The 23,491-nt window shown below is 73.1% G+C and carries 19 protein-coding genes; 10 read left to right on the top strand and 9 right to left on the bottom strand.

Annotation, left to right across the window (positions count from 1 at the left end; translation table 11 throughout):
• Positions 1-55: 55 nt before the first annotated feature.
• Positions 56-706: a hypothetical protein gene (locus ACY5KJ_RS04530; protein ID WP_462186508.1), complete on the bottom strand. Its 651-nt coding sequence runs from the start codon at positions 704-706 to the stop codon at positions 56-58.
• Between the two features lie 53 nt (positions 707-759).
• Between ACY5KJ_RS04530 and ACY5KJ_RS04525 the strand changes: the two genes are divergently transcribed.
• Positions 760-1,122, top strand: a complete 363-nt coding sequence (locus tag ACY5KJ_RS04525; RefSeq protein ID WP_462202845.1) for an antibiotic biosynthesis monooxygenase family protein — start codon at positions 760-762, stop codon at positions 1,120-1,122.
• Between the two features lie 175 nt (positions 1,123-1,297).
• Positions 1,298-2,278 (top strand): ParA family protein, encoded by a 981-nt coding sequence (locus ACY5KJ_RS04520; RefSeq protein WP_462202844.1) that lies wholly within the window; start codon positions 1,298-1,300, stop codon positions 2,276-2,278.
• Positions 2,279-2,743: 465 nt separating this feature from the next.
• On the opposite strand, the gene ACY5KJ_RS04515 is transcribed toward ACY5KJ_RS04520, so the two are convergent.
• Positions 2,744-4,411, bottom strand: a complete 1,668-nt coding sequence (locus tag ACY5KJ_RS04515) for a DEAD/DEAH box helicase (RefSeq protein WP_462202843.1) — start codon at positions 4,409-4,411, stop codon at positions 2,744-2,746.
• Positions 4,412-4,876: 465 nt separating this feature from the next.
• Here ACY5KJ_RS04515 and ACY5KJ_RS04510 point away from each other — a divergent pair, with 465 nt between their 5' ends.
• Positions 4,877-5,548, top strand: coding sequence for a ferritin-like fold-containing protein (locus tag ACY5KJ_RS04510; RefSeq protein ID WP_462186510.1), 672 nt, complete (start codon positions 4,877-4,879; stop codon positions 5,546-5,548).
• Between the two features lie 84 nt (positions 5,549-5,632).
• Here the strand turns inward: ACY5KJ_RS04510 and ACY5KJ_RS04505 are convergent, their stop codons facing one another.
• The 3 genes from ACY5KJ_RS04505 to ACY5KJ_RS04495 all read right to left on the bottom strand — a co-directional run bounded on the left by ACY5KJ_RS04505 (position 5,633) and on the right by ACY5KJ_RS04495 (position 7,079).
• Positions 5,633-5,860 (bottom strand): DUF3107 domain-containing protein, encoded by a 228-nt coding sequence (locus ACY5KJ_RS04505; protein WP_011438181.1) that lies wholly within the window; start codon positions 5,858-5,860, stop codon positions 5,633-5,635.
• Positions 5,861-6,039: 179 nt separating this feature from the next.
• A complete protein-coding gene (locus tag ACY5KJ_RS04500) occupies positions 6,040-6,729 on the bottom strand; it encodes a TetR/AcrR family transcriptional regulator (protein ID WP_462186504.1) in 690 nt (229 codons plus the stop codon).
• 146 nt (positions 6,730-6,875) lie between these two features.
• Positions 6,876-7,079 (bottom strand): hypothetical protein, encoded by a 204-nt coding sequence (locus ACY5KJ_RS04495; protein ID WP_462186503.1) that lies wholly within the window; start codon positions 7,077-7,079, stop codon positions 6,876-6,878.
• 419 nt (positions 7,080-7,498) lie between these two features.
• Between ACY5KJ_RS04495 and ku the strand changes: the two genes are divergently transcribed.
• Complete coding sequence (ku, locus tag ACY5KJ_RS04490; RefSeq protein WP_462186502.1) at positions 7,499-8,620, top strand: non-homologous end joining protein Ku; 1,122 nt, start codon at positions 7,499-7,501, stop codon at positions 8,618-8,620.
• A gap of 109 nt (positions 8,621-8,729) precedes the next feature.
• Here ku and ACY5KJ_RS04485 read toward each other — a convergent pair whose 3' ends face one another.
• A complete protein-coding gene (locus ACY5KJ_RS04485) occupies positions 8,730-8,903 on the bottom strand; it encodes a CsbD family protein (protein ID WP_462186501.1) in 174 nt (57 codons plus the stop codon).
• A 222-nt stretch (positions 8,904-9,125) separates the two neighbouring features.
• On the opposite strand from ACY5KJ_RS04485, the gene moeZ reads away from it, so the two are divergent.
• Positions 9,126-10,298 carry an adenylyltransferase/sulfurtransferase MoeZ gene (gene moeZ / locus ACY5KJ_RS04480; RefSeq protein WP_462186500.1) on the top strand — a complete coding sequence of 391 codons (1,173 nt, stop codon included), beginning with the start codon at positions 9,126-9,128 and terminating at the stop codon, positions 10,296-10,298.
• Between the two features lie 155 nt (positions 10,299-10,453).
• Entirely contained in the window at positions 10,454-10,720 is a 267-nt protein-coding gene (locus tag ACY5KJ_RS04475) for an MGMT family protein (RefSeq protein WP_462186499.1), read from the top strand.
• Between the two features lie 16 nt (positions 10,721-10,736).
• On the opposite strand, the gene ACY5KJ_RS04470 is transcribed toward ACY5KJ_RS04475, so the two are convergent.
• A complete protein-coding gene (locus ACY5KJ_RS04470; RefSeq protein WP_462202842.1) occupies positions 10,737-11,483 on the bottom strand; it encodes an SDR family NAD(P)-dependent oxidoreductase in 747 nt (248 codons plus the stop codon).
• Positions 11,484-11,643: 160 nt separating this feature from the next.
• Between ACY5KJ_RS04470 and ACY5KJ_RS04465 the strand changes: the two genes are divergently transcribed.
• Both ACY5KJ_RS04465 and ACY5KJ_RS04460 read left to right on the top strand, forming a co-directional pair.
• On the top strand, positions 11,644-14,949 hold the full coding sequence (locus ACY5KJ_RS04465) for an ATP-dependent helicase (RefSeq protein WP_462202841.1): 3,306 nt from the start codon (positions 11,644-11,646) through the stop codon (positions 14,947-14,949).
• Positions 14,946-18,365: an ATP-dependent helicase gene (locus ACY5KJ_RS04460; protein WP_462186496.1), complete on the top strand. Its 3,420-nt coding sequence runs from the start codon at positions 14,946-14,948 to the stop codon at positions 18,363-18,365. The genes ACY5KJ_RS04465 and ACY5KJ_RS04460 overlap by 4 nt, the downstream gene beginning before the upstream one ends.
• On the opposite strand, the gene ACY5KJ_RS04455 is transcribed toward ACY5KJ_RS04460, so the two are convergent.
• Together ACY5KJ_RS04455 and ACY5KJ_RS04450 are read right to left on the bottom strand one after the other, a co-directional pair.
• Entirely contained in the window at positions 18,323-19,114 is a 792-nt protein-coding gene (locus ACY5KJ_RS04455) for an endonuclease/exonuclease/phosphatase family protein (RefSeq protein WP_462186495.1), read from the bottom strand. The two genes, ACY5KJ_RS04460 and ACY5KJ_RS04455, sit on opposite strands and share 43 nt — an antisense overlap.
• 28 nt (positions 19,115-19,142) lie before the next feature.
• Positions 19,143-20,501: a helix-turn-helix domain-containing protein gene (locus ACY5KJ_RS04450; RefSeq protein ID WP_462202840.1), complete on the bottom strand. Its 1,359-nt coding sequence runs from the start codon at positions 20,499-20,501 to the stop codon at positions 19,143-19,145.
• 256 nt (positions 20,502-20,757) lie between these two features.
• Here ACY5KJ_RS04450 and ACY5KJ_RS04445 point away from each other — a divergent pair, with 256 nt between their 5' ends.
• Both ACY5KJ_RS04445 and ACY5KJ_RS04440 read left to right on the top strand, forming a co-directional pair.
• Positions 20,758-22,059: a M16 family metallopeptidase gene (locus ACY5KJ_RS04445; protein WP_462186509.1), complete on the top strand. Its 1,302-nt coding sequence runs from the start codon at positions 20,758-20,760 to the stop codon at positions 22,057-22,059.
• On the top strand, positions 22,056-23,402 hold the full coding sequence (locus ACY5KJ_RS04440; RefSeq protein WP_462202839.1) for a M16 family metallopeptidase: 1,347 nt from the start codon (positions 22,056-22,058) through the stop codon (positions 23,400-23,402). Before ACY5KJ_RS04445 ends, ACY5KJ_RS04440 begins: the two co-directional genes overlap by 4 nt.
• Positions 23,403-23,491 lie beyond the last annotated feature (89 nt).

The following is a 23,491-nucleotide window of genomic DNA, read 5'->3' as shown; positions in this document are numbered from 1 at the left end:
AAGAAACTCACGACCCTGGAGTCCGCGGCGGAGCGGCTTGCCCGTCTCACCCCGGCTATCCCGGGTTGAGGGTCGTCCCAGGCGGCTGGGGCATCGGGTAGCCGGCCTCGGCCGCCCGGGCATGCCCCGCGCGCAGCTCCCGGTCCAGCGATGCCAGCTGACCGTGTGCCCCGCCGCGCAGCGATCGGCCGGCCAGTCGCGGGCGAGCGGCCATCTCATCGGGCGACGGCGGCGTGTACCGCCCGCGCAGGTATTCCCCGATCCACCGGGCCTGGGCAGCCGCGAGCTGCGCGGGACCCGCGACATGGAACAGCCAGGGAACCTCGAGATCGAAGACCTCGCCGAAACGGGCCGAGCCCGTCCCGGCCGGACCCAGCCGCGCCGCCGGGCCGGTGAGCACCACGGCCTCGAAAACGCCGAGTGGGTGGGCTGCGTCACCCGGGCGTGCCTCGTTACCCGGGTGGGGACCGCCGTGCACCTCAAAAGGCGGACCGTGCGTGGCGGCTCCGACCAGGCGTAACGTATTAGGAGTAACGGCGACGACACGATCAGTCAGACCGTGCGTGGCGAGTTCGGCGAGGGACGGCGGCGGCGTGGGGCCGTCGGAGAACGCGGTGACGATCAGCCCACCGTCGGCGAGTGTGATCGTCGCGGCGGTTCCGGCGGCATTGAGACCGAGGACGGCGGCACGGGGAAGACCTGGCACGTCGGGGGACTCTAGCGGCGCGGTGATGGATCCCGCGCACTACGGTTGAAGACATGAGCGTTGTTAAGATCAACGTATTGACCGTGCCCGCGGAGCTGCGAGACACCCTGGAGAAGCGGTTCGCCGGCCGCGCCGGCATGGTGGAGCAGGCCGACGGGTTCGAATGGTTCGAGCTGCTGCGCCCGATCGAGGGCACGGACACCTACCTCGTCTACACCCGTTGGCGTAGCGAGGAGGACTTCCAGAAGTGGCAGTCCTTGCAGGCGTTCGGCGAGGGCCACCGGCAGGCTGCGGCCGGTCAGGGCGCTCCCGCGGGCCACGGGGCCCCGGCGGGGGGGCAGGGTGCCCCCGCGGCCACCGCGGCCACGCTGTGGTCGTTCGAGGTGGTGCAGACTGCCGCCCCCGCCTCGAGCTGACCCGCGCCCGGCGGCGCACCCCGGATGAGACGAGTGGTACGCCCGGATCTACCGGTGTTGCGGATGGTTGGTCGGTGCCCGACTTAGGGTGATTGCAGAGTGGCCTCGGGGGCGCGTCGAGCTTTTCGCCCGTCAAGTGTTGTGACGGATCGGCCACGCCCCCACACTGATCGGTGTGGCCCGAGTACTCGCTGTTGCGAATCAGAAGGGCGGCGTTGCCAAGACGACCTCCGTGTCGAGTCTCGGTGCCGCGCTGTGCGAGCTGGACCGTCGGGTCCTGCTGGTCGATCTCGACCCACAGGCATGTCTGACCTTTTCGCTCGGGCTGGATCCGGATGCCCTCGAACTGTCGGTGCACGACGTCCTGCTGGGACGGTTGTCCGCCGGCATCATCATCACCAGGACACCGGACGGCACCGATCTGCTGCCCGCGACCATCGAGCTGGCGGGTTGTGAGGCGGTGCTGCTGTCACGCACCGGGCGGGAGCACGCGCTGCGGCTCGCCCTCGCCGAGATTGTCGACGAGTATGACTTCATCCTCATCGACTGCCCGCCCTCCCTGGGCGTGCTCACCATCAACGGGTTGACGGCGGCGGACGAGGTCATCGTGCCGCTGCAGTGCGAGACGTTGTCCCACCGCGGCGTCGGCCAGCTGTTGGACACGGTGCACGACGTGCAGCGGCTGACCAATCCCGGCCTGCGGGTCCGCGGCGTGCTGCCGACCCTGTTCGACGGTCGCACGGCGCACTGCCGGGCGGTGCTCGCCGACGTCTCCGCCCGGTACGACATCGCGGTGCTGGCGCCGCCGGTAGCCCGCTCGGTGCGCTTCGCCGAGGCGCCGGGAACGGGGCGGTCCATCCTGACGACCGCACGGCGCTCCAAGGGGGCCGAGGCCTACCGGTCGCATGCCCGGGCCATCGCCGGGGTCGCGGGGGTGGGCACGGCCGCCGGCATCGCTGACATCGCCGGCATCGCTGACCCTGCCGGGACCGCGGTTGGGCAGGCCGCCGAAACCGTTGACGGCCCGGGGACCACCTCGCCCGGTCGGCGGCAACGCCCTCGGGAGGGGGACGGCCGGCCCGTGGGCATGCGGGACCATTCCCGCCCACCGGCGCAGGTCGGCGAACCGGCCTGCGCCGGAGAGGTGCGGGTGTGAGTCGACGGTGAACGAGCTCGGGTGGACACCCGGCCGGGTGCCGGGCGGGACACAGGCGCCGGGACAGGCGCAGGACCGGGCGACGGCCGGGTTCGACCGGCTGCGTCCGCGTGGCACCCGAGCTCCCGTGATCACTCCGGTCCGCGCGAGATCGACGGTGGGTCGGGACGCGCATGGAAAGCGTGCGTTGTATAGCGGCGTTCGCCCCGTGACACCGCCGAACACCAGCCTGACCGTCAGCTGCTCCCGATGCGGGCAGACCAGCTCCCTCGGCGCCTGGCACGCGCTGCGCGTCCTGACGCCGAGCGTCCATCTACCGCTGGTCCGACTCCGGCATCCCTCGTTGGTGCGCTGTCCCTCGTGCCGGCGGCTGAGCTGGGTCCGGTTGGGTCTGCATTTTCGGCCCGCGGGCTGACGACACCCGCGGGCCGGCGACACCCGCGGGTACGCGGGGCCGCCGGGGTGTCAGGCCGACTCGGCTCGAGGCGGCGCGTCGGCCGCGGCCTCGGTACCGTCGCCGGCCTCCCGCATCGTGCCCGTGCCGCGGCCACGGTCGCCCCGACGCCGGTGCCGGCGTCGGGGCGACTCCTCGGCCTCGACGCCCGTCTCCGAGGCCAGTGCGGAGACGACGCGGGCGGTGTCGGTGTCCGTGTCGGTGAGCGGGGCGGTCCCGGTGAACTCGACCAGCCCGGTCTGCCCGGCACCGTCCACCACGGGTGGGCCGGCCTTCCGGCCGTCCTCGTCGACCGGGTCCGCCGGGTCCGCGGCGATGGCCAGCCCCGAGGCCGCGGCCGCCGCACCACCGCCGCGGGTGCGCCGACGGGCGCGAGTCCGGGTCGGCACCGCCGCCGGCTCGGAACGGTCCTGGTCACGCCCGGTCCGCGAGCCGCGGCGCCCGCCGCGGCCGGACTCCCCGAGATCCTCGATGTCCTCGGCCGCGAGCCCGGCGCGGGTCCGCGCCGCGTGCGGCAGGGTGCCCTTCGCGCCCGCCGGGATGCCGAGCGCCTCGTACAGGTGGGGAGAGGTGGAATAGGTCTCCACCGGACCGTCGAACGGCAGGGCGAGCGCCTTGTTGACGAGCGTCCACCGCGGCAGGTCGTCCCAGTCGACGAAGGTGATGGCCACCCCGCTCTCGCCCGCCCGACCGGTGCGGCCGATGCGGTGCAGGTAGACGTTCTCGTCTTCGGGGCACTGGTAGTTGACCACGTGGGTGACACCGTTGATGTCGATGCCCCGGGCGGCCACGTCGGTGGCGACCAGGACGTCGATCTTGCCGGAGCGGAAGGCGCGCAGCGCCTGCTCGCGCTGGCCTTGGCCCAGGTCGCCGTGCACCGCCGCGGCCGCGAAGCCGCGCTTGGCGAGGTCCTCGGCGACCTTGTCCGCGGTGCGCCGGGTCCGTACGAACACCATGGCGAGCCCCCGGCCGCCGGCCTGCAGGACCCGGGCCAGCACCTCCATCTTGTCCAGCGCGTGGGCGCGGAAGACGTGCTGACGGGTGGTCGGGACCGTGCGCCCCTCGTCCGGCTGTTCCGCGCGGACGTGCACGGGCCGCTTCATGAACCGCCGGGCCAGGGAGATGACCGGGCCGGGCATGGTCGCGGAGAACAGCATCGTCTGCCGCTCGGTCGGCAGCTGCGACATGATGCGCTCGACGTCCGGCAGAAAGCCGAGGTCGAGCATCTCGTCGGCCTCGTCGAGCACCAGGGTGCCGACGCTGGCCAGGTCGAGCACGTGCTGGCGGGCGAGGTCCAGCAGGCGGCCGGGCGTGCCGACGACGATGTCGACCCCGGCGCGCAGCGCGGACAACTGCGGCTCGTAGGCACGCCCGCCGTAGACGGACAGCACCCGCAGGCCACGGCGGGCGCTGGCGCGGGTGACGTCCGCGGTCACCTGGACGCACAGCTCACGAGTGGGCACCACGACGAGGGCCTGTGGACGGCCGTCGGCACCCTCCTCGGCCGCCAGCACCGTCTGTACCACCGGGATGCCGAACGCGAGGGTCTTGCCGGTGCCGGTGCGGGCTTGCCCGATGATGTCGTTGCGGGCCAGGGCGAGTGGGAGCGTCAGCTCCTGGATGGGGAAAGCGTGCACGATGCCCGCTTCGGTCAGCGCCGAGACGGTCTCGGCGCGCACGCCGAGCTCCGCGAAGGTCGGCGCCGCCGGGGACCCGGGGGTGGAGGGGGCGGTTTGTGGCTCGTAGGGAGTTAGATCATCCGTGGGTACTTCAGCTGTGACGGACAGCGGGACGCTCCTGGTCTTCTCTGAGCGGTGTCTACGCTGAACCCGCTCGCGGTGAGCCGCGCGGCGCCCGCGACCCGAAAATCATGTGCCCCGGTGCCCTCGATGGCAACTCTGGGTGCACAGGTGACGAGGCGACGCCTGCTACACGGCGGCCGAGGTGACATAACGACCCCTGGCTACTCCCCAGTATAGCCGGTGTAACCCCGGGTGGGGGCTCCTTAGCAGGAGTGTTTGCCGACAGCGACTGCGGCGGGTGTCAGAATCGCGCCTGTGGCACAGACGACACGGACTCCGGCCGGCCCGGCGACACCCATCGCCATCACCACCCCCGGTCAGGTAGGTGACTTTGACAATCGGGTGCCCCCGTCCCCGGATGCCGGACCCGCGCCGACCGTGGATCAGGCGACCGTGGATCTACTGGGCCTGCTCGCCTACGGCGAGCTGACCGCCTTCGAGCGCATGGCCACCGACGCGCGGATGTCACCGACTGTTGCCGACAAGATCGCCCTGGCGAAGATGGCCGCCGCTGAGTTCGCCCATTTCCAGGCCATCAGCGACGAGCTGGACCGGCTCGGCGTCGACCGGGAGCTCGCGATGGCCCCGTTCATCGCGCCACTGACCGCCTTCCACAACTCGACCGCTCCGGCCGACTGGCTGGAGAGCCTCGTGAAGGCCTACGTGGGGGACAACATCGCGGCGGACTTCTATCGCGAGATCGCGGCGCGGCTTCCGTCACCGTCGCGCGAACTGGTTCTGAAGGTGCTCGACGACACCGGGCACGCAGCCTTCGCGGTCGAGCGGGTGCGCGCGGCGATCAGCGCCAACCCGACGGTGGCCGGGCGGCTGGCGCTGTGGGCCCGTCGGCTCGTCGGTGAGGCGCTCACGCAGGCCCAGCGGGTCGGAGTCGATCGCGACGCGCTCACCGGGCTGTTGGTCGGGGTCGGCGACCTGGAGGCGCTGGCGGCGATCTTCAACCGCATCATGTCGGCGCATGGCCGGCGGATGGCGTCGCTGGGCCTGTCCGCCTGATCCGGGCCCGCCGACCGGCGCGGCGACGCCGGTCGGCTCCCCGGTGGGCCGGCCGCCGGCCCGCTGCCGGTGGTCGGCCGGGACCTAGACGGCGCCGAAGCCCACCCGTCGGGTCGTGGTCGCGGCGATCTCCACGTAGGCCAGCGACGCGATCGGCATTATCACCTGCCGGCCCTTGTCGTCGACGAGGGTCAGCACCCCGTTGTCGGCCTTGACCGCCTCATTCACCAGCGCGGCGACAGCCTCCGGGGACTGGCTGCTCTCCAGCACCAGCTCCCGACTGACCTGCCGGACGCCGATCTTGACCTCCACCCGATGACCTCCGCCTTCGTCGGACCTACCGCCGGCGGACGAGAGCCGCCGATCTTGAATCACCGCCCACACTATGGCTTCCGGGACTTCTCCACCGCGGCAGGGGCGGCGTGTTCGCTCCGGGCACACCCGCTCACCCGACAAACGCTCGCCCGGTACACCCGGTACACCGGACGACGTCAGCCGGTGGGGGGCACCTCCTCGTGCGGCTCCGTGTTCGTGCGCGTGGCATCCCGGTGCTCCTGGCGGGGGTAGCCGCCGATGCCGCGCCAGGCCAGCTCCACCATCGACTCGATGGCCCGTTCCTTTTCCACGGTGGCACCGCGGACCAGCCACCAGCGCGACGCCGTCTCGGCCAGCCCGACCAGCCCGACCGCGAGCAGGTCGGCCTCGTCCTGGGGCAGCCCGGTGTCGGCGACGATCGTCGCGGCGATGGCCCGCACGCACTGGGCGAAGGCGGTCTCGATGCGCTGGCGGACCGCGGGCTCGTTGCGCAGGTCCGACTCCAGCACGAGCTGGTGCGCCCCAGAGGGGTCGTTGACGAAGTCGAAGTACGCTCGGATGGACCGGGCGATGCGCGCGTGGTTGTCCGAGGTGGAGGCGAGCGCGTCCTGGACGCTTGTCACCAGCTGGGTGGCGTGCTCGTCGAGCAGCGCGAGATAGAGCTCGAGCTTGCCGGGGAAGTGCTGGTACAGCACCGGTTTGCTGACGCCGGCCCGCTCAGCGATCTCGTCCATCGCCGCTGCGTGGTAGCCCTGGGCGACGAAGACCTCGCGGGCGGCTCCCAGAAGCTGGAAGCGGCGCGCGGTGCGGGGGAGCCGGGGAGCCCTGCCCGGTCGTGTGTCGGGCGGGGCTGGCTCGGCGGTCACCGGCGCACCTCCTGGCTGATGGCGCACCTCCTGGTTGATGCGGTCAACAGTACCCGCGGGGTCCGACCGGCCGGCGTTCGTCGAAACGGAACCAGCCGGCCTGCCCGTCGCTCGCGCGGGGTGGCGCCGGGTCAGCGGTAGTCGGGTCAGCGGTAGTCGTCGTCCTCGTCGGTCTCGACCACGATGCTCTGCTCGACGACGTCGTACTCGTCGGCCTCGACGGGTGGTGCCGAAGGTAGCCAGCGCGGCGCCGGGTCGGCCGGACGTATCTCCCGGGCCTGCTCGACGGCGTCGGCGTCGGGCGCCTCGATCGGGAGATCGGATGCCGGAAGGTCGGTGGGTGCTCCCATGGGGACGTCCTCCTGCGCTCGTCGTTACGGCGACCCGCTGGGACGGGCGCCGGAAATGGACGATCCGAACCTGTCCAGGGTCCGGATCGCGATGTTCCCGGAACGGGTGGTCCTCACGCGCCATCGGCCGGGCCGGCCTCGTCACGGACGTGGCGGTGGTGTCCGTCACTCATCCCACTCCCGGCTCCCGCGCCGTTCCCGGCTCCGTGCCCCGCTCGCACCAGGCTTCCCGTCCTGGGTACGTTCCGCCCTCCTGCACATATATCCCCCGCCGGCCATCGGTGTTCTCCGGCGTGTCTCCAGGGCGGCTGGTGCCCTGGAGATTTTCGCCTGCTGATAGGTTCAAGCTTTTCGCCTGTCTGGCTTACTCGTGGGCTTCCGGTGGGACACCATAGGGGTACGTGACGTGAGGGGCGAACATGCGTGCGACCTGGAAGGGCGTGATCTCCTTCGGCCTGGTGTCCATCCCGGTGAGGCTCTACTCGGCGACCCAGGAACGGGATGTCGCGTTTCACCAGGTTAGACGGTCAGATGGGTCTCGTATCCGATACCGGAGAGTGGCGGAGGCCGACGGGGACGAGGTCAACTACGCCGACATTGCCAAGGGCTACGAGCTGCCGGACGGGGAGACCGTCGTACTCACCGACGAGGACTTCGCGAATCTCCCGCTGTCCACCTCCCGGGCGATCGACGTGCTGGAGTTCGTCCCGTTGGAGCAGGTCGACCCGATCTACTTCGCGAAGAGCTACTACGTCGAGCCCGACCGCACCGGCGCCAAACCCTACGTTCTCCTTCGCGACGCGCTGGCCGCCTCGGGCCGTGTCGCGCTGGTGAAGATAGCCCTGCGGCAACGCGAGCAGCTCGCGACGCTCCGGGTGCGTGGCGGCGTCTTCGTCCTGGAGACCATGGTCTGGCCGGACGAGGTGCGGCAACCGGACTTTCCGTTCCTCGAGGAGGACATCGCGGTGCGCCCGCAGGAGCTGTCGGTGGCCGCCTCGCTCATCCACACCCTGGCAGCCGACTTCGACCCCACCAGGTACACCGACAACTACCGTGAGGCCCTGCAGGCCGTGATCGACGCGAAGGTCGCCGGTCGCGAGGTTGTGGCCTCGCCGGGCGGGCTGGCCGGCGAGCCGGTCGGCGACCTCATGGCGGCGCTGCGCGCGAGCATCGCCGCCGCCCGCGCCGGACGGCCCGGCGAAGCGGCTGTGGCTGGTGGTGCGGCCGTGGCAGGTGGTGACGCGGGGCCCGCGGCGGCCGGGGTTACCGACAAGGCGGCGGCCGGGGTCACCGGCAGGGTACCCGACGACAAGGGGCCCGATGGGCGGCGGGGCGGCCGTACCTCTTCGGTCAAGGATGCCTCGTCGGCCCCGGGCACGAGGTCGACCGCCCGGAAGACGCCGTCCTCGACGAAGAGCACCGCGAAGACGAACGCCACGAAGACGCCGCCCGCCAAGACCTCCGCGGCCAAGACCACCTCCTCGAGGACGGCCTCAAGGACGCCGACCTCGAAGACGCCCCCGACGCGGCGATCCGCCTGAGGACCTGAGGAGCGGCCCCGGCGCGGGAGCCGGGGGCAGGTGGCGGCGGGGAACAGGTCCGTTAGGTGCCGTGGGGCTGGTTGCCGTGGGGCCGGTGGGTACCGGGCGGTCAGCGACGGAAGGCGTCCTTCGCCTTCTCCCCGGCGTTCTTGAGGTCGGCGACGCCGCGTTCTCCCCGGCCCTCCGCCTGCAGGTCCCGGTTCTCGGTGGCCTTGCCGGCCTGTTCCTTGGTCCGCCCGCGGAGCTCCTGCACCTTGTTCCTGACCTTGTCAGTGAAGGACACTGCACTCAACTCCTCCCTGTATGTGCGGCGGTTCGGAAGAGGTCTACCCGTGGCGGCCGAGGGAACACTCCGGGGACGCCGTGCGCTGTACTGAAGGGCTGACCGTCGCGATGCCCGATATGCACCCGCGATGAGGGACCTCCCGGCGGATGGCCCAAAACCGGCGAGGCCGCGTCGCGCTGTGGCATCGTCGAAGGACGACACCGAACGCGAGGAGCAAGCGTGTCCCTTCCGCCCCTGGTCAACCCCGCCGAGGGGCTGACCGTCGATGAGATCCGCCGGTACTCTCGACATCTGATCATTCCGGATGTCGCCGTGGACGGCCAGAAGCGGCTGAAGAACGCCAGGGTGCTGGCGGTCGGTGCCGGTGGCCTCGGCTCGCCGACGCTGATGTACCTGGCCGCCGCCGGCGTCGGGACGCTGGGCATCGTCGAGTTCGACACCGTCGACGAGTCGAATCTGCAGCGTCAGATCATCCACGGCCAGTCCGACGTCGGCCGCTCGAAGGCGGAGTCGGCCCGCGACTCGGTTCGCAACATCAACCCGTACGTGAACGTCGTCCTGCACGAGACCCGGCTGGACGCCTCCAACGTCATGGAGATCTTCAGCGGGTACGACCTCATCGTCGACGGCACGGACAACTTTGCCACCCGCTACCTGGTCAACGACGCCGCGGTGCTGCTCGGCAAGCCCTACGTCTGGGGTTCGATCTACCGCTTCGACGGCCAGGCCAGCGTCTTCTGGGCTAAGCACGGACCGTGCTACCGCTGCCTCTACCCGGAGCCGCCGCCTCCCGGCATGGTCCCCTCCTGCGCCGAGGGCGGGGTGCTGGGTGTGCTGTGCGCCTCCATCGCCTCCATCCAGACCACCGAGGCCATCAAGGTGCTGACCGGGATCGGTGATCCGCTGGTCGGTCGGCTGATGGTGTATGACGCCCTGGAGATGACCTATCGGTCGATCAAGGTCCGCAAGGACCCGGAGTGCCCGTTGTGCGGGAAGAATCCGTCGATCACCGAGCTGATCGACTACGAGGCGTTCTGCGGGGCGGTCTCGGAAGAGGCGCAGTTGGCCGCCGCCGGCTCGACGATCACCGCGGGCGAGCTCAAGAGCTGGCTGGACGCCGACGAGCCGATCGAGCTCGTCGACGTCCGTGAGCCGGCCGAGTGGGAGATCGTCCGGATCCCCGGCGCGCGCCTGATCCCCAAGGGGGACCTGCCCGCGCATCTCTCCGAACTGCCGCAGGACCGTCGGGTGGTCGTCTACTGCAAATCCGGGGTGCGCTCGGCCGACGCGCTCGCCACGCTGAAGGGCGCCGGCTTCTCCTCGGCCGTGCACGTCCAGGGTGGCGTGACCGCGTGGGCGACCCAGGTCGACAAGTCGCTGCCGGTCTACTGAGCGCCGGACGAGCCACGGAGCCTGGATGAGCCACGGGGAGCCTGGATGAGCGGGCCCGGCGTGACGCGCCGCCGGCGAGCCTCTCCGCCGGGCTCGGTACCCGGATCTCGCTCGGCGGCGCGCCGGGTCCGCACGCCCTCGAGGTGCTGGACGCGGTGGCGCGCATCCCGCCGGGCAAGGTGATGACCTACGGTGACGTGGCCGAGTACGTCGGCGCCGGGTCGGGGCGCACGGTCGGAGCCGTGCTGTCCCGATTCGGCGACGAGGTGCCCTGGCACCGGGTGATCCGGGCGACCGGGGAACCGAACCCGGCCGCACCGGTCGAGGCCCTGCGCCGGCTCGTCGCCGACCGGACGCCGCTGCGCCCCGGAGGCGACCGGGTCGATCTCGCCGCGGCCCGGTGGGACGGTTCTCCGGCCTGACCGCCCGCGGGCCCGGTCAGCGGGCGGCCATGCCGCCGTCGGCCAGATAGACGCTGCCCGTGACCAGGGAGGCCCGGTCGGACAGCAGGAAGACGACGACCTCGGCCACCTCGTCGACCGTGCCCAGTCGGTTGATCGGCGAGAACAGCGCGGCTCCGCGCCGCGGCCGGCCGTCGGCGTGCAGCCGCGGGGTGTCCACGAAGCCCGGCGCCACCGCGTTCACCCGGATGCCGCGGGTGGCGTAGTCCAGGGCGGCCGTCTTGGTCAGCCCGATGACCCCGTGCTTCGCGGCGACGTAGGGCGCCGACCCGGCGAACCCGACCACCCCGAGCACCGAGGCCATGTTGACGATCGAGCCTCCGCCGTTGCGCAGCATCGCCGTGATCTCGGCCCGCATGCTGTAGAAGACGCCGGAGAGGTTGACGTCCAGCACCCGCTGCCAGTCCTGTGCCGGGGTGGTCTCCACCGGCTCGCGCCCCGCGCTCACTCCCGCGTTGTTCACTGCCAGGTCCAGCCGTCCGAAGGTGCCGACGGTGACCTGGACGGCGCGTTCGAGCGAGTCGGGATCGGTGACGTCCGCCTCCAGGGCGAGCGCCTCCCCGCCACCGTCCTCGATCGTCGCCACCACCTCCTTGGCAGCGTGCGCGTCGAGGTCGGTGGCGACGACCCGGGCGCCCGCTCTCGCCAGTCGGCGGGCGCAGGCGGCGCCGATGCCGGATCCCGCCCCGGTCAGGAGCGCGACCTTGTCGCTGCACTCGGTCATGACTGAGGACACTGCCACGTCCTGACGCGCACGCGTGAGAGGTCCCCCGAGTGTCCCGGTCCCCGAGTGTCCCGGTGATGACCGAGTGTCCCGGTCGTCGACACACCGCGGGGCCGGCGGAGTCGGCGGAGTTGTCGGACCCACGTGATGTGCTTTGCCCGTGGTCGTCCTTCCTGCCCCCGCACCCGCCGCCCCGCGTCCCGGCTACCGGCTGGTCGCCGCCCCGGTCGCGCCGCCGCGCCCGCTCGTCCTGGATGCGGCGCAGCGCGCGGTGGTTGAGCACGGCGGCGGGCCGCTGCTGGTGCTCGCCGGGCCCGGCACCGGGAAGACGGCCACGCTCGTCGAGGCGGTCGCCGCGCGGATCGAAGCCGGGGCGGATCCGCGGTCGATCCTGGTCCTCACCTTCAGCCGGCGAGCTGCCGGCGAGCTGCGGGAGCGGATCATCGCACGGCTCGGTGCCGAGGGCGGGGCCGGCGGAGGTCCCGGGGCGTGGACGTTCCACGCCTGGTGCCTGGCGCTGCTGCGCGCGCACGAGCGGCCGGCCCCGCCGGGCGGGCTCCGGCTGCTGTCCGGCCCGGAGCAGGATAGTTGGCTGCGCGATCTCATTGAGGGTTCCCGCGAGGACGGCCGGCCGGTCTGGCCCGAGCCGCTCGTGGGTTGCCTGCGCACCCGCGGTTTCACCGAGGAGGTGCGGGCGCTGCTGGCCCGCGCCCGCGAGGTCGGGCTCGAACCGGTCGCGCTGGCGCAGCTCGCCCGGCGTACCGGCCGCCCGGACTGGGCCGCCCTCGCCGAGTTCTACGAGATGTACCTCGACGTGTTCGGGTTCGAGGGGGCGGTCGACTACACCGATCTCGTCCACCGGGCCGTGGTCGTCGCCGAGAGTGCCGAGGGGGGCGCCTGGCTGCGTGGGCGCTACCGGCACGTCTTCGTCGACGAGTACCAGGACACCGATCCGGCTCAGGAACGCCTGCTGGGGGCGGTGGCCGGCGGTGGTGGCAACCTCGTCGTGCTGGGCGACCCAGACCAGTCGATCTACGCCTTCCGGGGGGCCGAGGTCGCCGGCCTGCTGGGCTTCCCGGCCCGGTTCCTCCGCCTTGACGGCGAGCCGGCGCCGATCGTCGCGCTGCGGCGCTGTCGGCGGATGGCCCCGGCCCCGCTGGCGGCGAGCCGGCACGTGGCCCGGCGAATCCCGGCCGCCGGGCTGCCGGCGGCCGCGATCCTGGCACACCGCGACCTCGTCGGGCGCGTCGACGCCGACGCCGGCCAGGTGCAGGCCCGCACGTTCCTGGGCGCTGGCGCGGAGGCCGAGTCGGTGGCCGACCTGCTCCGTCGCGAGCATCTGGAGAACGGCGTCGCCTGGGACGCGATGGCGGTCCTGGTCCGCACGGCCGAGCGGATCGGCCGGTTGCGCCGCGTGCTGGCCACCGCCGGCGTTCCGGTCAGCGTCGACGGTGACGACCTGCCGGTCGCCCAGGAGCCGGCCGCCGCCCTGCTCCTGCTGGCGCTGCGCTGCGCGGAGGATCCGGCCGGGGCGCTCACCGTCGACGCGGCGCGCACCCTGCTCACCTCGCCGCTCGGTGGAGCGGACCCGGCCGGGCTGCGGGCGCTGGGCCGGGCGCTGCGCGCCTTCGAGCGCGACGCGGGGTCCGAGTATCCGGCGCCGTCGGCGGAGCTGTTGCGGGCGGCGATCGCCGAGCCCGACCACTGGCTGGCGACGATCCCCGACGACCTGGCCGGGCCGGTCCGGCGGGTCGGCGGTCTGCTGCGGACGGCCGGTCAGGCGTTGCGGGACTCCTCGGGCGCCCCGGAGGACGCCCTGTGGGCGCTGTGGTCGGCGAGCGAGTGGCCGGCGCGGCTGCGATATGCCTCGGCGGCCGGGGGCGCCGCCGGGCGCGCGGCCGACCGTGACCTCGACGCCGTCGTGGCGCTCTTCGATGCCGTCACCCGGCTGGGCCAGCGGCGCGGGCCGGGCGGTGGCGTCGCCTCCCTGGTCGCGGAGCTCACCCGCCAGCAGATCGCCGGGGACGTCCTCGAGCCGGCCGGGGAGTCCGTGCGCCGCCGCGGGGTGCGGCTGCTGACCGCCCATCGCGCCAAGGGGCTCGAATGGGAGGTCGTCGCCGTCTGCGGAGTGCAGGACGGCACCTGGCCCGACTTGCGGGAGCGGCATTCGCTGCTCGGCGCGGAGCAGCTCGACGCGCCGTCCCGGGGCGGGTTGCGCCCGCCGCTGACCCGCCAGGACCTGCTCGCCGACGAACGTCGGCTGTTCTACGTCGCACTGACCAGGGCGCGGCGCCGGCTGATCGTCACCGCGGTGAACAGCCCCGAGGACGACGGCAGCCTGCCGAGCCGCTTCCTTGAGGAACTGGGTGTAGCGGTGGAGCATGTGCCCGGTCGCCAGGTCCGGCCGCTCACCCTGGTCGGCCTGGTCGCGACCCTGCGCCGGCTGGCGACGGAACCGGGCTCGAGCCCCGCGATGCGCTCCGCCGCGCAGGCCCGCCTCGCCGCGCTCGCCGCGGCACGGGACCAGGCGGGCCGGCCCCTGGTGCCGGCCGCGCACCCGGACACCTGGTGGGGGCTGCTCGACCCCACCACGTCGGATATTCCTGTCGTCCCGGTGGCCGGGCCGATCCGGCTGTCCGGCTCGTCGCTGTCGAGCATCGGCGCCTGTTCCCTGCGGTGGTTCCTCGAGCACGAGGCGCACGCGGTCACCCCGGCCTCGACCGCGCAGGGATTCGGCAAGGTGGTGCACGCCCTGGCGGACGAGGTCACGACCGGGCGGACCCCGGCCGACCTCGCCGCGTTCGACGCCCGGCTGAACACGGTGTGGCGGCAGCTGGACTTCGACGCCCGCTGGCGCTCCGATCAGGAGCGCGCGGCCGCCCGCGAGGCGCTCGCCCGCTTCCTGGACTGGCACGCCGCCGAGCGCGGTCGGTGCGTGATCGACGCGGAGGTCAGGTTCTCCTGCGACCTGCGGGTCGCCGGGCGGGACGTCCAGCTGCGCGGATTCATCGACCGGCTCGAACTGGACGAGGCCGGCCGGGTCCACGTCATAGACTTCAAGACCGGTCGGACCGCGGTCGCTCCTGCCGAGCTCGCCACCCACCCCCAGCTGGGCAGCTATCAGCTCGCCGTGCGGGCCGGCGCGCTCGACGATGTGCTCGCGGCCGCGGCGCCGGATCAGCCCCGGCCGGTGCCTGGCGGGGCGGAGCTCGTCCAGCTCCGGCGGGATGCCGGCGGTGCGGCGGCCGGCCCGCGGCTGCCGGGGGAGCGGCCTGGCCCGCCGGAGGTCCAGGCCCAGGATGCGCTGCCTCCCGACGGCGCGACCTGGATGGACGAGGTGCTCGACGCGGCGGTGCGCACCATCGACGCCGAGGCGTTCCGGCCGACGCCCGGCGACCACTGCACGCTGTGCACCTTCCAGACGAGCTGCTCCGCGCGGCCCGAGGGACGTCAGGTGGTCGAGTGAACCCGCGGGTGGAGCAGCCGGGCGCGGGCGCCCACGTGACGATTCCCCGCCAGCCGTTCCTGCCCGGTTTCGACGGCGGCGTCGACGGTGACCCGGCGGGCGGCGTCGCCGGTCCCCGGCTCGACCCGGATGACCTGCGCGACCTGCTGGAGGTCCCGTACACCGACGAGCAGATCGCCGCGGCCACCGCTCCGCTCGAACCGGGGGTCATCATCGCGGGCGCGGGATCCGGCAAGACCTCGGTGATGGCCGCGCGGGTGGTCTGGCTCGTCGCCACCGGGCAGGTGCGGCCCGACCAGGTGCTCGGACTGACCTTTACGACGAAGGCGACGGCGGAGCTGTCCGGTCGGGTGCGGCTGGCGTTGCGCAAGGCGTCGGCCGGGGCGGGCCCGGGTGGACCGGCCGCGGACGGCAAGGTGGACGGGGAGCCGACCGTCGCCACCTACCATGCCTTCGCCGGGCGGCTGGTCGTCGACAACGCCCTGCGGCTGGGGCTGGAGCCGGACCTCCAGCTGATCTCCGGCGCGGCCCGCTACCAGCTCGCCGCCCGGGTCGCCCGTTCCCACGGCGGGAAGGTGGAGGCGCTGACACGTTCGCTGGGCGCGCTCGTCGGCGAGCTCGTCGCGCTGGACGCCGAGATGAGCGAGCACCTGGTCGATCCGGCGGGCCTCGTCGCGTTCGACGGCGCGCTGCTCGCCGAGATCGACGCGGCGCTGCGGCGCGCCGAGCAGCGGCGGGGCACCCGGGGCGTCCGCCGGGAGCTGCGCCGGTGCGCGGCCGCAGCCCGGGGGCGCCGGGAGTTGGCCGCTCTGGTGGCGGAGTACCGGGCGGCCCGGCGGGAACGCGACGTCCTGGACTTCGGTGACCAGGTCACCTGTGCCGCGAGGCTCGCCGAGACCATGCCGGAGGTCGGTCGGGCCGAGCGGGCGCGGGCCGGTGTCGTCCTGCTTGACGAGTACCAGGACACCTCGGTGGCCCAGCGGCGGATGCTCACCGGCCTGTTCGGCGGCGGGCATCCGGTCACCGCCGTCGGCGACCCCTGTCAGGCGATCTACGGCTGGCGCGGGGCATCGGTGGCGAACCTCGACCACTTCCCCACGCACTTCCCCGGGGCCGATGGCACGCCCGCGGCCGTCTACGAACTGTCGGTGAACCAGCGCAGCGGCGGCCGGCTGCTCCGCCTCGCCAACACCGTCGCCGCACAGCTGCGGGCCCGTCACCGCGTCGTCGAGCTCCGCCCGCGGCCCGACGTGGCTGAGCAGGGCGAGGCGGTGGTCGCGTTGCACGTCAGCTGGGCCGATGAGGTGGCCTGGATCGCCGACCAGCTCCGCCGGGTGGTCGACGCCGGCACCGCTCCCGGCGGCATCGCCGTGCTGGTCCGGGCCCGTGGCGACATCCCCGCGCTGTTTACCGCGATGCAGGCGGCCGGGCTGCCCGTCGAGGTCGTCGGGCTGACCGGGCTGCTCATCGTCCCGGAGGTCGCCGAGATCGTGGCCATGCTGGAGGTGCTCGACTCGCCGACGGCGAACGCCGCGCTCGTCCGGCTGCTCACAGGGCCGCGGGTGCGGCTCGGCCCCCGGGATCTCGCCGCGCTCGGCCGCCACGCGCGCGAGGCGGCGCGGGTCCCGGACCCGGTCGGCGATCCGGACCTGCCGGGACGGTCCGATCCACTCGCCGAGGCGGTCGCCGACGTCGACCCCGCCGACGTCGTCGCCCTGTCGGACGTCCTCGACGACCCCGGGCCGGAGATGTCCGCGCCGGGGCGCGCCCGGGTGCGCCGGCTCGCCGCCGAGATCGCCGCGCTGCGTGGGCACGTCGGCGAGGGCCTGCTCGACCTGCTGCACCGAGTGGTCGCGACGATCGGGCTGGATGTGGAGCTCACGGCGACCGAGGTGGCGGTGCGGGCCCGGCGCCAGGAGAACGTCGCGGCCTTCCTGGACGTGGCCGCGGGCTTCACCGATCCCGACGGCACGAACTCCCTGCCCGCGTTCCTCGGATTCCTCCGGGCGGCGCGGGAGCACGAGCGGGGTCTCGACGTCGCCGGGCCGTCCGGGGCCGACGCGATCGCCCTGATGACGATGCATCGCTCCAAGGGCCTGGAATGGGAGGTCGTCGCCGTCCCGAACCTGACCAGCAAGGTGTTCCCCGACCTGACCGTGCGCGACCAGTGGACCACCTCCCCGGGCGTGCTGCCGATCCCGCTGCGCGGCGACACCGACGATCTGCCGGCGTTCACGGTCTCCGCCGAGAAGGCCGCCCTGGACGCTTTCCGGGCCGATGCCCGTCAGTACGCCGAGCGGGAGGAACGCCGGCTCGCCTACGTCGCGGTCACCCGGGCGAAGTCGCTGCTGTTCGCGAGCGGGCACTGGTGGGGACCCACCCAGAAGACCCCACGCGGTGCCTCGGTGTTCCTCGACGAGCTCGCCGAGCACGCCCGCACCGGCGGTGGGCGGGTCGACGTCTGGGCGCCGGAGCCGGCGGAGCGGACCAACCCGGCGCTGGCGACGCCGGAACGGTTCGCCTGGCCGATCCCCTACGAGCCGGAGCCGTACGCCCGGCGCCTCGCCGCGGCCGAGGGGGTCATGGCGCGGCTGGCCGCGCTGAGCGTACCGGGGGCGTCGGCGGAACCGGCCGGGGAACCGTTCGTCGACGATCCGGCCGGGGAACCGTTCGTCGACGATCCGGCCGGGATGACGGCGGCCGAGCGCGCCCTGCTCGCCGAGCTCGACCGGGAGGCCCGGCTGCTGCTCGCCGAGGAACGCGCGGCACGCCTCGCGCGGACCGATGTCGCCCTGCCGGCGAGCCTCACCGCGTCCCAGATCGTCCGGCTGCGCGCGGACCCGGAGGCGTTCGCCCGTGAGCTGGTCCGGCCGCTGCCGTGCCGTCCGGTGGCCGCGGCCCGGCGCGGCACCCGGTTCCACGCCTGGGTTGAGGAGATCTTCGACTACCGTGCACTGATCGACACCGAGGATCTGCCCGGCGCGGCCGACGCGGAGCTCACCGACGACGATCTGCGCTCGCTGCAGCAGGCGTTCCTGCGTACCGAGTACGGTGCCCGGCGGCCGTTCGCGATCGAGGAACCCTTCGAGCTCCGCCTTGCCGGGCGGATCGTGCGCGGTCGCATCGACGCCGTCTACGACCTCGGCGGCGGTCGCTGGGAGGTGGTCGACTGGAAGACCGGCCGGTCCGATGCCGACGATCTTCAGCTCGGGATCTACCGGCTGGCCTGGGCCCGGCTGCGGGGCGTCGACCCGAGCGCGGTCGACGCCGCCTTCCTGTACGTGCGCACCGGCGCCGTTGCCCGGCCCCCGACGTTGTCCGAGGAGGAGCTCGCTGACCTGCTCGCGAGTCCGAGCACCGGGCCCGCCGCGGGTCAGGCCCGCGGGTCGGCGAGGTCGACGGACAGCGCCAGGTGATCCGAGATGGGCACGCGGCGGGCCTGCACGGCGATGATCCTGCCTACCGGCCCGCGGGCCAGCACATGGTCGAGCTGCACCCGCGGGGAGTGCGCGGGGTAGGTGGGCGTCACCGCCAATCGGCGCCAGCGGGTGAGCGCGGCCGGTAGCCGGCCGGGCAGGTTCAGATCGCCCAGCAGGACCAGCGGTCCCGGGACGTCCGCGAGCCGGCGGGCCAGCCGGCGCAGTTGCACGGCGTTCCACCCCGGCACGAACGACAGATGGGTGTTGACCACGGTCAGCGGGCCCCCGGCCGACTCCACCCGCGCGGCGATCGCGGCCCGCGGCTCGTCGTCGAGCATGATCAGATGCCCCCGCCTGCCCGGACCCCCCGGTATCGCGATCGGGGACCGCACCGGCGCCCGGCCGAGGTCGATCACCCGCCACTCGCGGACGGGCAGCCGGCTGATCAGAGCGATGCCGTACGCTGGCTCGTCGTCCCGGCGCTGCCCGTCAGCCGGCCGCCAGCCCACGCCGGGCGTGCCGAAGACGGTGGGGACGAACCGCCAGTCGTCGTCGCCGGCTCCGATCACCGCCGCCGCCTCTGCGGCGAGGTCCAGCCCACCCGATCGTGGCTGGTCGAGATCGACCTCCTGGAGCCCGAGGACGTCCACGTCGAGAGCGGAGACGGCCGCGGCGAAGCGGGCGGGCTCGACCGTCCCATCCGTGAGCGACAGGCCGTGCATGATGTTGAAGGAGCCCAGCCGCACGCCTGGACCGTATCGGATGCGAGGTCCGTCACGGCCCGGGTGACCGACCCCGCACCGCCGCGAGACGGCGGGAGCCCGGGCCCCGGCCCTCGTCCGTGTCCTCGCGGACCGCGGCACTCACCGGGTCGGTGGCCACGTCCTCGGCAGCCCCGGCGCGCAGCACCAGTTCGAGATCGAAGCGGGTGTCAGGGTCCTCCAGGCATGGTCCGAACAGCTCGCGAAGCTGGTTGACCCGGTAGCGGACGGTCTGCGGATGGATGTGCAACCGCTCGGCGATCAGCCCGCGCTGACCCCGCAGGGTCAGCCAGTGCAGGAGGGTCTCGGCCAGCCGTTCCCTGGTCCGGCAGGGCAGCCCGTCGAGGGGAGCGAGCCGGCGGGACGCAAGGTCGGTGATAAGCCCGGGGTCGCTGGCCAGCAGCAGGGCGCTGAGATGTTCGTCGGTGAACAGGGGGTCGGCCGCGGCGATGCCGCGAAGCCGCCCGGCGCTCCGGGCATCGCAGGCGAACCTCGCCCGCGCCGCGCTCGCCGCCGCCTGCCCCCACGGCACGGCCGGTCCCACCACCGCGGCGAGCCCGGCGAGCTGTCTCGCCAGTGCCGCCCGGGTGGCCGCCCGCTCGGTCGAGCCGACGAACATCCAGATGTCTCCCCCCTGCACGGCGCGCGGGCAGCCCGAGGGCAACCGGGAGGGGAGCGAGCCTGCCCAGGGGTCGGCCTCGTGGTTGCCCTCGCTATCAGCCGGGTGGGTGCCCGGATGGCCGGCCGGGTGGGTGGCCGCGGAGCCGGTCGGGGCGGGGACGAGCACGGCGGCCAGCCGGCCGGGCAGCCGCACGCTGCCGGAACGGGCGACCTGCGCGATCGCCCCGCCGGTCGCGCCGGACAGCAGCATCTCGCCCAGCCGGTCCCACAGCCGCTCCAGTTCACCGGCCGCGGTGTACTGCTCGGACGCGTAGCCCTCGGCGGAGGCCGCGGAGATGCCGTCGATGTAGGCGAACATCATCTCGGCGAGGGACACCAGCGCCGGGCCGTCCAGCCCGCCGCGGCGGGCCGCCGCCTCCCCGAGGCGGCGCCAGGAGACGCGGGCGCCCACCCGGTAGGCGCTCAGCAGGTTGTCCAACGACCGTCCCGCGTACACCTCGCCGCGGCCGAGACGGACATAGACCTCCCGGCTGGCGGCGAGGTCGAGAGTGCAGTGGGGACCGGCCTCGACCAGGCTGAGGAAGCGGAACAACGCCTCGTCGACTCCGCGGCGCACCTCATGGCCGAACTTGCCTTCCAGCGGGCGCGCGTAGGCGGGAACCTCCCGGGCGATCGCGGCGATGATCTCTTCACCCAGAGCGTCGAACTCGGCGGTGAGGATCTCGCTCAGCCCGGCTGGAAACTGTCCCATGGGAACAGTTTGCCGCCCGACAGTCGCAATCTCCCGCACCTCGTCCTCTGGGCGGGCCGCCCGTGGTCGTCTGGGCGGGGCCGCCCGTGATCGTCGCCGGCGGCCGGCGGAATCGGCTCCGGGCGGGCCGTGGCACGGCCTCCCGTGGCCATGACTTGGGATGGGTGTCCTCTTCGCCACCGGCGCGGCCCGCCGGGCAGTAGCGTTGGCAACTGTGTCCCCGCCTAGAGAACCCGGCCCGGCCGCGTCCACCGCGATGAAGTCGGCCCTGCCGGCATCCTCCTATCCGATCGAGCGGACCCGGCTCGGTAACGGCCTGCGCGTGCTGCTCGCCCCCGACCACACCGCGCCGGTGGTGGCCGTCTCGGTGCACTACGACGTCGGGTTCCGATCCGAGCCTGAGGGCCGTACCGGATTCGCTCACCTGTTCGAGCACCTGATGTTCCAGGGCAGCGAGAACGTCGGCAAGGCCGAGCATCCGAAGCACGTCCAGGCCGCCGGCGGAATCTTCAACGGATCGACGCACCCGGACTACACGGACTATTTCGAGCTGCTCCCGGCCGGGGCGCTCGAACTGGCCCTGTTCCTGGAGGCGGACCGGATGCGGGCACCGAAGATCACTCGCCAGAACCTGGACAACCAGATCGCCGTGGTGCAGGAGGAGATCCGGGTCAACGTCCTGAACCGCCCCTACGGGGGATTTCCCTGGATCAAGCTGCCGCCGGTCGCGTTCGACACCTTCCCGAACGCCCACAACGGCTACGGGGATTTCTCCGAGCTCGAGGCCGCGAGCCTGGACGACGCCGAGGACTTCTTCGACAAGTACTACGCACCGGGCAACGCCGTGCTGACCATCGTCGGCGACATCGACCCGGAGGAGACGCTTACCTTCGTCCGCCGGTACTTCGGTGACATCCCCGCCCGCTCGGTGCCGACGCGGGTGAGCTTCGCCGAGCCGGTGCCGAGTACCGAGCGCCGGGCGGTGCTCACCGACCCGCTCGCGCCGCGCGCCGCCCTGGCGGTCGGCTACCGGGTGCCCGACCCGATCGACGACCTGTCCACCTACCTGTCCTACTACCTGCTTACCGAGATCCTCAGCGACGGCGACGCCAGCCGGCTCGAACGCCGCCTGGTGCAGAAGGACCGTTCGGTCATCGGGGTGAGCACCTACCTCGGCACCTTCGGGGATCCGTTCGAGCAGCGTGACCCGCTGCTGCTGACCCTGGAGGCCCGCCAGTCCGAGGACGCGAGCGCGGACGCCGTCCTCGCCGCCGTCGACGAGGAACTGGCGCGGCTGGCGGGTGAGGGCCTGGCGGACGGCGAGCTGGAGCGGGTGCAGGCGCGGGTGGCGTCCTCGCTGCTGCGTGAGTCCGACGACGCGCTGGGACGGGCACTCGCCATGGCTGTGCACGAACTGCAACGGGGACGTCCCGAGCTGGTGAACGAACTGCCCGCGGAACTGTCCGCGGTGACCGGGGAGGCCGTCGCCGCGGCCGCCCGGGCGCTTCTCGACCAGGGCCGCTCGGTCCTGGAGCTGGGTGCCGGCGCCGCCTCATGAGCGGCAGCGCGCTGAGCTCGACGACCACCCGGGCGGCGGTCATCCCGGCCGTGCGCCCGACCGTCCCGGCGGAGCTGCCGGCTGTCAGCGACCACACTCTCGACAACGGTCTGCGGGTGCTGGTGGTGGAGCGGGCCAGTGTGCCCCTGGTCGAGGTGCGGCTGCGGATCCCGTTCGCCGGCGTCGGCGCCGTGCACCAGGCCCGGGCCGAGGTGCTCGCGGAGACGCTGTTCACCGGATCACACCGCTTCGACCGGGTGGGCCTGGCCACCGAGGTCCAGCGCCTGGGCGGATCGTTGTCGACCGGGGTCGACGCCGACCGGCTGTCCATCGTCGGTTCCGCCCTCGCGGTGAACCTCGAACCCCTGTTGGGAATCATGGCCGAGGTGCTCCTCGGTGCCACCTACCCGGACGACGAGGTCACCGGCGAACGCGACCGGATCGTCGAGGACACGGCGATGGCCCGCAGCCAGCCCGCGGTCATTGCTCGGGAGGCGCTGCTCGGCCGGCTCTTCGGTGACCACCCCTACGCCATCGGCATCGCCGAGCCGGAGACCGTCGGACAGGTCGGCCCCGAGGACGTACGGGCCCTGCACACCGAACGGATCTCCCCGGCCGCCGCGATCCTCACCCTGGTCGGGGCCGTGTCGGCGCCGCGTGCTCTCGCGGCGGTCTCCGCCGCGCTCGGCGGTTGGACGGGCGGGCCCGCGCGGGCCGTCCCGCCGGTCCCGGCCCTCACCACCGGCCCGATCGTCATCGTCGACCGTCCGGGTGCCGTGCAGACCAACATCAGGCTGGGCGGACCGGCCCTGGGCCGCTCCGCGCCCGGATACCCGGCGCAGCGGCTGGCGAGCACCATCTTCGGTGGTTACTTCAGTTCCCGGCTGGTCAACAACATCCGCGAGGACAAGGGCTACACCTACTCCCCGCGCAGCTCGATCGATCACTACCAGGCGGGGTCACGGTTCACCGTCGCCGCGGACGTCGCCACCGAGGTGACCGGGCCCGCGTTGCTGGAGATCTTCTACGAGCTCGGGCGGATGGCGGTTCTACCGCCCAGCGAGGAGGAGCTCGACGCCGCCCGCCAATACGCCGTCGGCACGTTGGCACTGGGCAGTGCGACCGCCGCCGGTCTCGCCTCGACGCTGTCGGCGCTGGCCGGGGCCGGGATCGGGGTCGAGTACCTGCGTGATCACCCGCGCGCCCTCGCCGAGGTCGGCGTGGGCGACATCCAGGCGGTGTCGGCGGGCCTGCTCGCCCCGGCAAAGCTGATCACGGTGCTCGTCGGGGACGCGGCCAGGATTTCCGCGGCCGTGGGGGCACTGGGCATCGTCGCGTCCTGAGCACCGGGCCCGTACCGGTCCCCGGGGTCCCGGTCCCGCGGGGTCCCGGGTCCGGCGGGGCGTGCTCAGTGCCTGGTGGAGGTGGGACG

It is taken from the genome of Frankia sp. CcWB3 (assembly GCF_977927595.1).
Note: the sequence above shows the minus strand (reverse complement) of the source record. Positions and strands in the feature narration are given on the sequence as shown.